The following is a 9195-nucleotide window of genomic DNA, read 5'->3' on the forward strand; positions in this document are numbered from 1 at the left end:
ATCCTCGCCACGGCTGAACGCGACCGTGCCAGTGCCGACGACGTCAGACATCAGATCGCCTCCCTCCGCGACGGTGGATCAGATGCAGTCCGAGCCGGAAATCCAGGGCAAGTCCCCGGAGGGAAATCCCCCGGATTTATCCGTGGGGATCGTTAAGACGGCTCCTTCAGCGGGATCGGCGGGATCGGCGCGGTGACGGTCTCCAGGCGGGCGCGGGCCCGGGACAGCCGCGACCGGACCGTCCCGACGGGCACGCCCAGCGCGACGGCGGCGGCCGCGTAGCCGAGGCCCTGCCAGGCGCAGAGGATCAGCACGTCGCGTTCGGCGGGTCGGAGCCGGTCCAGGGCCTGCCGGACGGCGGCCAGGTGGCGCTCGTCGTCGAGGCGCGCGGCGACCTCGTCGGCGTGGTCGGGGGCGGGCGGTGGTGGCGGCAGCAGGGACAGTGCCCGACGGTGCCGCAGCACGGTGCGCCAGCGGTGCTGGACGGTGCGGCGGGCGATGCCGTACAGCCAGGGCAGCGCCGTGCCGTCGACCAGTTCGACGTCGGCGCGGCGGCGCCAGGCCTCCAGGAAGACCACCGAGACCAGGTCGTCGGCCGCGTCGAGGGATCCGGTGCGGCGGGCGCAGAAGGAGCGGACCGCCTCGGCGTGCCGTTCGAAGAGCACACCGAAGCAGTCGGGCTCACCGTGCGCGGCCCGCCGCCACAGTTCGCCGTCGTCCGTCATGTCGTTCACATCCTCCTTATGGCCGCGGCGGCGTTTCGGTTCCCGGAATTCGTCGGCGGGTTGAGGGGACGCCGGACGAGCGTCCTACGATCGTGGTGAACCACCGGACATGACGGAAACGGGTGACGATGGAGACGTTGGAGTTCCAGGCAGAGGCGCGGCAGCTGCTGCAGCTGATGGTCCATTCGATCTATTCGAACAAGGACATCTTCCTGCGCGAGCTGATCTCGAACGCCTCGGACGCGCTGGACAAGCTGCGCCTGGCCAAGTTGCAGGACGGCCTCGAGGCGGACACCTCCGACCTGCACATCGAGATCGAGTCCGACCCCGAGGCGCGGACTTTGACGGTGCGGGACAACGGCATCGGCATGACCCGCGAGGAGGTCGTCGAGCTGATCGGCACGATCGCCAAGTCGGGCACCGCGGAACTGCTGGGCAAGCTCAAGGAGGCCAAGGAGAGCCCCGAGCTGATCGGCCAGTTCGGCGTCGGTTTCTACTCGACGTTCATGGTCGCGGACCGGGTCACGCTGGTGACGCGGAAGGCGGGCACCGAGGGCCACGGCACGCGCTGGGAGTCGGCGGGCGAGGGCACCTACACGATCGACGACGCGCCGGACGCGCCGGTCGGCACCACGATCACACTGCACCTGCGCCCGAAGGACGAGGACGACGCGCTCTACGACTACACCGACGAGTGGAAGATCAAGGAGATCGTCAAGCGGTACTCGGACTTCATCTCCTTCCCGATCAGGAAGGGTGACGAGACCCTCAACTCGATGAAGGCGCTGTGGGCCCGGCCGCGCAGCGAGGTCACCGACGAGGAGTACCACCAGTTCTACCGGCACATCAGCCACGACTGGACCGACCCGCTCGAGATCATCAACATGAAGGCGGAGGGCACCTTCGAGTACGAGGCGCTGCTCTTCATCCCGTCGCGGGCCCCGCACGACCTGTTCCAGCGGGACGCCCGCCGCGGCCTCCAGCTCTATGTCAAGCGCGTCTTCATCATGGACGACAGCAAGGAGCTGATCCCCGACTACCTGCGTTTCGTCAAGGGTGTCGTGGACGCGGCCGACCTGTCGCTGAACATCTCCCGCGAGATCCTGCAGCAGGACCGGCACATCCAGATGATCCGGCGCCGCCTGGTCAAGAAGGTCCTGTCCACGATCAAGGACCTGATGACGGGCAACCCGGAGAAGTACGCGACGTTCTGGCGCGAGTTCGGCCGGGCGGTCAAGGAGGGCCTGCTCGCCGAGCCGGACAACCACAAGCCGATCCTGGAGATCGCGTCGTTCGCCACCACCCACGGCAGTGAGCCGACGACGCTGGCCGCCTACGTGGAGCGGATGAAGGAGGGCCAGGAGGAGATCTACTTCCTGACCGGTGAGAGCCGTTCCCAGGTGGAGAACTCGCCGCACATGGAGGCCTTCCAGGCGGAGGGCTACGAGGTGCTGATCCTCACCGACCCGGTCGACGAGGTGTGGGTCGACGTGGTGCCCGAGTTCGACGGCAGGAAGCTGCGGTCGATCGCCCGTGGCACGGTGGACCTGAAGAAGGACGAGGAGCAGAAGCAGCCGGAGGGCGACTTCGGGCCGCTGATGGGCTTCCTCACCGAGAAGCTGGACGAGCGGGTCAAGGAGGTGCGGCTGTCGCACCGGCTGACCACCTCGGCGGCCTGCCTGGTCAGCGACGCCGACGACATCACCCCGGCGCTGGAGAAGATGTACCGGGCGATGGGCCAGGAGGGGCCGCGGGTGAAGCGGATCCTCGAGCTCAACCCGGACCATCCGCTGGTCGCCGGGCTGCGAGCGGCGCACGAGCGCAACGCCGGGGACCCGGCCCTGCCGGACACCGCCGAGCTGCTGTACGGCACGGCGCTGCTCGCCGAGGGCGGCGACCTGGACGATCCGGCCCGGTTCGCCAAGCTGCTCGCCGACCGGCTCGCGCAGACGGTCTGATCCTCCGGTTCCCGCCCGCCGGCAGGTTCGGCGGGCGGGACCTCACCGCAGGTGTGACAGCCAGGCGCGCGGTCCGGCGTGCACGACGCGGGTGGCGGCCACGCGGGACGCGTACCGGATCGCGGTTTGAAGATCGTCACCATGGGTGAGGGCGATGGCGAGTGCGCCGTGGAACGCGTCGCCGGCGCCGGACGTGTCGACCGCGGTGACGCGCGGCACCGGAACGAGCCCGGACGTGCCCGCGCTGAACCAGCTCACCGGCTCGTCACCGTGGGTGATCACCACGTGGGGCGCGGCGACGGCCGCGGCGGTCGCCGCGTCGCCGGGACCGGCGGCCCCCGGGTGCCGGAAGTCGCCGGAGCAGGCCACCACCTCGGCGTGCGGAAAGATCTCGGCGAAGACCGGCCGCCAGCTTCCGGCGTCCACCAGCAGGCGCCGCGCCGCCCGCGCCGCTGCCATCGCCAGCGCGGGATGATGCCCGTCGACGAGCGTCAGGTCCGCGTCCGGCAAACCCCTCTCCGGTACGGGCACCGCGCGCGAGCCGGCGTTGTGGCTGACGATGGTCCGTTCCCCGCTCGCGTCGAGCACCGTGACGGCGGAGACCGGCGGCGGCTGATCCGACGCGGGCGCGGCGTCGATCAGGGTGACGCCGTGTGCGGCGAGGTCGGCCCGCACCAGGTCGCCGAGCGGATGCGCCCCGACCACGCTGACCAGGGTGACGTCGGCGCCGAGGGCGGCCGCGGTGACCGCCGCGTTGGCCGCGGGCCCACCGGCCGCCACGTCCACCGACGCGGACTGCACCTTCTCGTTGACGCCCGGCATCCGGGTCACCCGCTGCACGAGGTCGACCGTGGCCAGGCCCACGCAGAGGATCCGCACGTCAGCCGTCGGACAGTTCGACGAAGAACGTGCCGATGTTGGAGAAGATGTCGGCCACGCCCTGCCCGAGGCTGCGGGCCACGTCGGCGGCTGGGCCGGGGCTGGTGCCGATCCAGAAGACGAGCAGGAACAACAGGGACCAGCCCAGAACCTTCTTCATCGGAGCCCCTCCGCCTGGTGCGTCGCCGTCCAAGATCGTGACACAGACTCGCAACCACCGCAGGTCGGCACGCCGTAGCTGTGCCCGTCCACAGCAAAATGGAAGACGCTTGTTTTTGAGAGTTACTGTCAATTCATGGCTACTACCGTTTTCGCGAGGCGCTGGTACGCCCTGATCGCCCTCGCCCTCTGCACGCTCGCCATCGGCCTGGACAGCACGGTGCTCAGCGTCGCGCTGCCCACCCTGGCCCAGGATCTCGGCGCCACCACCGGCGACCTCCAGTGGTTCACCACCTCCTACCTGCTGGTCCTGGCCGCCGCGCTGCTCCCGGCCGGGATGCTCGGCGACCGGTACGGGCGCCGGCGCCTGCTGCTGATCGCCCTCGCGCTGTTCGGCGCCGCGTCCGCCGCCTGTGCCCACGCCGACACCACCGGCCAGCTCATCGCCGCCCGCGCCGCCCTCGGGCTCGGCTCCGCGGTGATCCTGGCGTTGATGGGGGCCGTGCTCACCGTGCTGTTCGACGAGGAGGAACGGCCCCGCGCCCTGTCCCTGTGGGTCACCGCCAACGCGCTCGGCGTGCCGCTCGGCCCGCTGCTCGGCGGCTGGCTGCTCGACCACTTCCACTGGGGCTCGGTCTTCCTGATCAACCTGCCGCTGGTGGCGCTCGGGCTGGTCGCCGTCGCCACCCTGATCCCGGAGTCGCACGGCGACCGGGAACGCCGCTTCGACTGGCTGGGCGTGGTGCTGTCGGCGTCCGGGCTGGTCGCGCTCACGTACGGGATCATCGGGGCCGGCGAACGCGGCTGGAGCGACCCGCGCGCCCTGGTGACCATCGCCTTCGGCGTGTTCGCGCTCGGCGCGCTGGTCCTCTGGCAACGGCGGGCCGCCGCCCCGCTGATCGACCTCGAACTGTTCCGGAACCGGGCGTTCACCGGCGGCACCGTCCTCGCCACGCTGGCCGGGTTCGCGTTCTTCGGCCTGCTGTTCGCCCTGCCGCAGCTGTTCCAGGCGGTCGGCGGGCACGACGCGTTCGGCACCGGGCTGCGGCTGCTCCCGATCATCGCCGGCCTGATCGCCGGCGCCCGGATCGCCGACACCCTCACCGCCCGGATCGGCGCCCGCACCCTGATCGCGACCGGTCTAGCGGTGATCGCCGCGTCGCTGGCGGCCGGGGCCGTGCTCGGCTACACCCTGTTCGGCGCGTGGATCACCGCGGCCGGTGTCGGCCTCGGCCTGTCCATGCCGCCGGCCATGAACGCCGCGCTCGGCGCGCTCACCCCGGAACGCAGCGGCGTCGGCAACGCCATGGTCCAGTCGCTGCGGCAGGTCGGCAGCGCGATCGGGGTCGCCGTGCTCGGCATGGCGATGAACACCGCCTACCGGGACGCGCTGCCCGCGGCCGTCCCGGACGAGGCCCGCGACAGCGCGGCCGCCGGGGTCGCGGTCGCCGGCCGGCTCGGCGATCCGGCGCTGCTCGGCGCGGTGCGCGACGCCTTCACCGACGGCACGGCGGCGGCCCTGTTCGTCGCGGCCGGGGTGGCGGCGGTGGGGGTGGCGCTCGCGCTGGTGCTGCTTCCGGCGCGGACGGCGCCGTCGACGGTGCTGGCAGAATCGGGGGTATGACAGCGACCTCGGCCGGCGTGCCCGCCGGTCTCCGCGAGCGCAAGAAGGCGAAGACCCGGGCCGCGATCCGCGACCACGCCTTGCGGTTGTTCGAGGAGCAGGGGTTCGCGGCGACCACCGTGGACCAGATCGCCGACGCCGCCGAGGTCTCGCCGAGCACCTTCTTCCGGTACTTCCCGAGCAAGGAGGACGTCGTCCTGGTCGACGACGTCGACGCCGTGGTGGCCGCCGCGATCCGTGCGCAGCCCGCCGGGGTCGCGCCGGTCGCGGCGCTCCGGCTGGCCATGCGCGAGGTGTTCGACAACCTGAGCCCGGAGGCCTGGGAGCTGGAGCGGCGCCGGCAGCGGTTGGTCCTCGGCGTGCCCGAGTTGCGGGTCCGGGTGCTGCACCAGATGACCGAGGCCATCGACCTGATGGCCGGGGTGATCGCGGAACGCGCCGGCCTCCCGCCCGGCGACTTCTCCGCCCGGGTGATCTCGGGCGCCGCCGTCGGCGCGATCCTGGCGGTGCTGCCGATCGGCTACCAGGACGACGGGGTGCAGCCGGACGACTTCGACCGCGTCCAGCAGGCCCTGGCCCTGCTGGAGGCCGGCCTGCCCCTCGGCTGACCGCACCCTCGCCTCGGCGGGCCTGAGCGGTCGGTTCGGCCCGCGTGGCCGGGCCCGCAGCAGAACGGCGACCTGATCGGGGCCCGGCCGGTCCGGCTCCACCCGCTCCCACGCCGAGTGCGCCGATCCGCACGACCCGGCCGCCTTCCCGACGGCGCCGGTCAGCGCCCTGGCTGCGCCGGCGGCGGTGGATCCGCCGCCCCGGCTGATCGGCCCGTCCCGCCGGTGATCCTCGGACCGGTCGCGGCCCGAGAGCCGAGCGATTCGCGGGCTGCGGCCAGAATCCGGTCGGACAGCGCGGTTCCGGCCGTGGCGCGAGCGAGTATCAAGGCCCCGACCATCGTGCTCAGGGCCGCGAGATCCGGTTCGCCGTCGGAGCCGAGACGCCGGGCGAAACCCTCAACCCCTTTGGCGTACGCGTACCGCGCCGCGTCCCCGCCCCCGGAGCGGGCGACGTCCCCGCCGAATCCGGCGGTGGGGCAGCCTGCGCCGGGGTCGTCGCGGTGGGTGGGGGAGAGGTAGCCGTCGAGGAAGGCGGCCCGTCCGCCCGGCTCGCCAGTGGCCCCGGACGCGGCGGCCTGGTCGGCGAAGGCACGTGCCACCGCTTCCGCGACCAGCGCGTCCTTGGACGCGAAGTGCTTGTAGAACCCGCCGTGCGTGAGTCCCGCCTCGCCCATCACGTCGGCCACGCTCACTCCGGCGATCCCGCGCTCCCGGAACAGCCGTGCCGCCGTGGCGACGATCCGTTCCCTGTTCTCGGCGGCCTGCGCCTGCGACACCCGTCCCATTCCGCCAACTATAGATGAGGAGTGTCATCTATCACCTGGTGGGGAGTTAGATGATGGCCGTAATCTAAGCCGCATGGAACTCACCAGCGCAGTAGCCGTGGTCACCGGAGCCAACCGCGGATTCGGCCGTCACCTCGCCGCCCAACTGCTCGAACGCGGTGCCAAGGTCTACGCCGCCGCCCGTGACGCCGACAGCGTCGACCTTCCCGGCGCCGTCCCGCTCCAGCTCGACGTCACCGACCCCGAGTCGGTGGCCCGGGCCGCCAAGACCGCCGCCGACGCCACCCTTCTGATCAACAACGCCGGGGTCACCGCCGCCGCCGGCCTCCTGGAGGGCGACCTGGCCGGCATCCGCCGGGACATGGAGGTCAACTACTTCGGCACTCTCGCCGTCACCCGCGCCTTCGCCCCGGTCGTCGAGGCCAACGGCGGCGGCGCGGTCCTCAACGTGCTGTCCATCCTGTCCTGGCTGCACCCGGCCGCCGCGGGGTCGTACTCGGCGTCGAAGGCCGCGGCCTGGGCCCTCACCAACGCCACCCGGGAGGAGCTGGCCCCGCGTGGCGTCACCGTCACCGGTCTGCACGTCGCCTACATGGACACCGACATGGCCGCCGAAGTCCCCGCCGACCGCAAGACCGACCCGGCCGCCGTCGCGAGACTGGCCCTCGACGCCGTCGCCCGCGGGGACGCCGAAATCCTCGGTGACGAGCTGACCCGTAGCGTGGGATTGAAACAGGTTTCGATGGGGTAGAGCCGCCCCATGACGACGACCATCGCTGCCGAGGCGATCACCGACGCCGGGACCACGCAACTCGTTCTCGCCGCGGTGCTCGGCATCGCAGCCGTCGTCCTGCTGATCGCGTGGGCGAAATGGCACCCGTTCCTGGCCCTGATCTCCAGCGCCGGCGTCCTCGGCCTGGCCGCGGGCGCCGCCCCGGAGGCGGTGGTCGACTCGTTCACCGCCGGGCTCGGCAGCACGGCCGGCGGCGTGGGCGTGCTGATCGCGCTCGGCTCGATGATCGGGGCGCTGCTCGCCGAGTCCGGCGGCGCCGACGGCATCGTGAACCGGATCGTCAACGGCGTCTCCGGGGCCGCGCTGCCGTGGGCCATGGCCGGTGTCGCCGCGCTGATCGGCCTGCCGCTGTTCTTCGAGGTCGGCGTGGTGCTCCTGGTGCCGATCGTGTTGCTCGCCGCACGGCGTACCGATGTGGGACTGCTCCGCCTGGGAATCCCCGCCCTGGCCGGGCTGTCGGTGCTGCACGGTCTCGTGCCGCCGCACCCCGGACCGCTCGTCGCCATCGAGACCCTCCAGGCCGACCTGGGCCTCACCCTGCTGCTCGGTCTGATCTGCGCGGTCCCCACGGTGATCATCGCCGGCCCGGTCTTCGGGAACTTCATCGCCAAACGAGTCCCGTTGCAGGTCCCGGCGCTGCTCGCCACCGGCGACCGGCCCGCGTCCGGCCCGTCCGGCGGCCAGGACTTCGTCGACCGTGGCGATCTCACCAACCCGAACGCCCCCGGCGAACTCGTCGACGAACAGGTCGGCCCACGCCGCAACCCCGGATTCTGGGCGGCCGTCCTGACCGTTCTGCTGCCCGTCGTGCTGATGCTGGCCCGCGGCATCGCCGAACTCGTCCTCCCCGAGGGCAGCGCTCTCCGCGACACCCTCGAAGTCATCGGCGAACCGGTCGTCGCGCTGCTCGCCGGGGTCTTCGTCGCCATGTGGGCCCTCGGCAAACGCGCCGGCTTCGACCGCAAGGAGACGTCGGCGGTGCTCGGCGGCGCGCTCCCGCCGATCGCCGGGATCCTGCTGATCGTCGCGGCGGGCGGCGGCTTCAAACAGGTGCTGGTGGACGTCGGCGTCGGCAGCGTGATCGCCGACGCCGCCCGGGACGCCAACATCAACGCCCTTCTGCTGGGCTTCCTGGTGGCCGTCGGCATCCGTGTGGCAACCGGCTCCGCCACGGTCGCCACGATCACCGCGGCCGGCATCGTGGCCCCGCTCGCCACCACCCTCGACCGTACCGAGGTCTCGCTGCTGGCCCTCGCCATCGGTGCCGGCTCACTGTTCTTCTCGCACGTCAACGACGCCGGCTTCTGGATGGTCAAGGAGTACTTCGGCATGACCGTCGGCCAGACCATCAAGACCTGGTCGGTCATGGAGACCATCATCTCGGTGGTCGGTTTCGCATGCGTCATGCTCCTGTCACTGCTTCTCTGAAAACCCATTTCCGGTACGCCCGGACGAACCCGCCGTTTTCCGGTACGCCCGGACGAACCCGCCGTGGAGTCCTGCCGACCGCACCATCGGCGTGCCCGTTCGCAAGTGACCATGCGCTGTAGTCGATCTTGTTCGGCTGGTCGTGGGCGCTGTCTCGGAGCGTCTGGCGAGCCGGCGCACGATCGCCGTGGCCTCGGGCCGCAGGCCTCCGCTCGCCCCGATCCCGACGATGC

Annotated in this window: 9 protein-coding genes; 5 read left to right on the forward strand and 4 right to left on the reverse strand. The window is 71.6% G+C overall.

Annotated elements, in window-relative coordinates:
• Nucleotides 1-152: 152 nt before the first annotated feature.
• Nucleotides 153-725, reverse strand: coding sequence for an RNA polymerase sigma factor (locus AB0I88_RS40510; RefSeq protein WP_361037491.1), 573 nt, complete (start codon nt 723-725; stop codon nt 153-155).
• A gap of 122 nt (nt 726-847) precedes the next feature.
• On the opposite strand from AB0I88_RS40510, the gene htpG reads away from it, so the two are divergent.
• Entirely contained in the window at nt 848-2683 is a 1836-nt protein-coding gene (gene htpG / locus AB0I88_RS40515; RefSeq protein WP_361037494.1) for a molecular chaperone HtpG, read from the forward strand.
• A gap of 42 nt (nt 2684-2725) precedes the next feature.
• On the opposite strand, the gene AB0I88_RS40520 is transcribed toward htpG, so the two are convergent.
• A complete protein-coding gene (locus AB0I88_RS40520; RefSeq protein ID WP_361037496.1) occupies nt 2726-3562 on the reverse strand; it encodes a PfkB family carbohydrate kinase in 837 nt (278 codons plus the stop codon).
• A gap of 1 nt (nt 3563) precedes the next feature.
• On the reverse strand, nt 3564-3722 hold the full coding sequence (locus tag AB0I88_RS40525; RefSeq protein ID WP_361037498.1) for a hypothetical protein: 159 nt from the start codon (nt 3720-3722) through the stop codon (nt 3564-3566).
• 135 nt (nt 3723-3857) lie between these two features.
• On the opposite strand from AB0I88_RS40525, the gene AB0I88_RS40530 reads away from it, so the two are divergent.
• Nucleotides 3858-5345 (forward strand): DHA2 family efflux MFS transporter permease subunit, encoded by a 1488-nt coding sequence (locus AB0I88_RS40530; protein ID WP_361037500.1) that lies wholly within the window; start codon nt 3858-3860, stop codon nt 5343-5345.
• Nucleotides 5342-5953 (forward strand): TetR family transcriptional regulator, encoded by a 612-nt coding sequence (locus tag AB0I88_RS40535; protein ID WP_361037502.1) that lies wholly within the window; start codon nt 5342-5344, stop codon nt 5951-5953. Before AB0I88_RS40530 ends, AB0I88_RS40535 begins: the two co-directional genes overlap by 4 nt.
• A gap of 161 nt (nt 5954-6114) precedes the next feature.
• Here the strand turns inward: AB0I88_RS40535 and AB0I88_RS40540 are convergent, their stop codons facing one another.
• A complete protein-coding gene (locus AB0I88_RS40540; protein WP_361037504.1) occupies nt 6115-6741 on the reverse strand; it encodes a TetR family transcriptional regulator in 627 nt (208 codons plus the stop codon).
• 73 nt (nt 6742-6814) lie between these two features.
• On the opposite strand from AB0I88_RS40540, the gene AB0I88_RS40545 reads away from it, so the two are divergent.
• Complete coding sequence (locus AB0I88_RS40545) at nt 6815-7492, forward strand: SDR family oxidoreductase (protein WP_361037506.1); 678 nt, start codon at nt 6815-6817, stop codon at nt 7490-7492.
• Nucleotides 7493-7501: 9 nt separating this feature from the next.
• Nucleotides 7502-8962 carry a gluconate:H+ symporter gene (locus AB0I88_RS40550; protein ID WP_361037508.1) on the forward strand — a complete coding sequence of 487 codons (1461 nt, stop codon included), beginning with the start codon at nt 7502-7504 and terminating at the stop codon, nt 8960-8962.
• Nucleotides 8963-9195: the final 233 nt, after the last annotated feature.

Origin of the sequence: Actinoplanes sp. NPDC049802, from assembly GCF_040656595.1 — a bacterium.
GTDB lineage: Bacteria > Actinomycetota > Actinomycetes > Mycobacteriales > Micromonosporaceae > Actinoplanes.

What these genes read in the sequence shown, in the direction of transcription:
- AB0I88_RS40510 (WP_361037491.1), bottom strand. Translation starts at nt 725, where the DNA reads ATGACGGACGACGGCGAACTGTGGCGGCGGGCCGCGCACGGTGAGCCC.
- AB0I88_RS40525 (WP_361037498.1), bottom strand. Translation starts at nt 3,722, where the DNA reads ATGAAGAAGGTTCTGGGCTGGTCCCTGTTGTTCCTGCTCGTCTTCTGG.
- AB0I88_RS40530 (WP_361037500.1), top strand. Translation starts at nt 3,858, where the DNA reads ATGGCTACTACCGTTTTCGCGAGGCGCTGGTACGCCCTGATCGCCCTC.
- AB0I88_RS40535 (WP_361037502.1), top strand. Translation starts at nt 5,342, where the DNA reads ATGACAGCGACCTCGGCCGGCGTGCCCGCCGGTCTCCGCGAGCGCAAG.
- AB0I88_RS40540 (WP_361037504.1), bottom strand. Translation starts at nt 6,741, where the DNA reads ATGGGACGGGTGTCGCAGGCGCAGGCCGCCGAGAACAGGGAACGGATC.
- AB0I88_RS40545 (WP_361037506.1), top strand. Translation starts at nt 6,815, where the DNA reads ATGGAACTCACCAGCGCAGTAGCCGTGGTCACCGGAGCCAACCGCGGA.
- AB0I88_RS40550 (WP_361037508.1), top strand. Translation starts at nt 7,502, where the DNA reads ATGACGACGACCATCGCTGCCGAGGCGATCACCGACGCCGGGACCACG.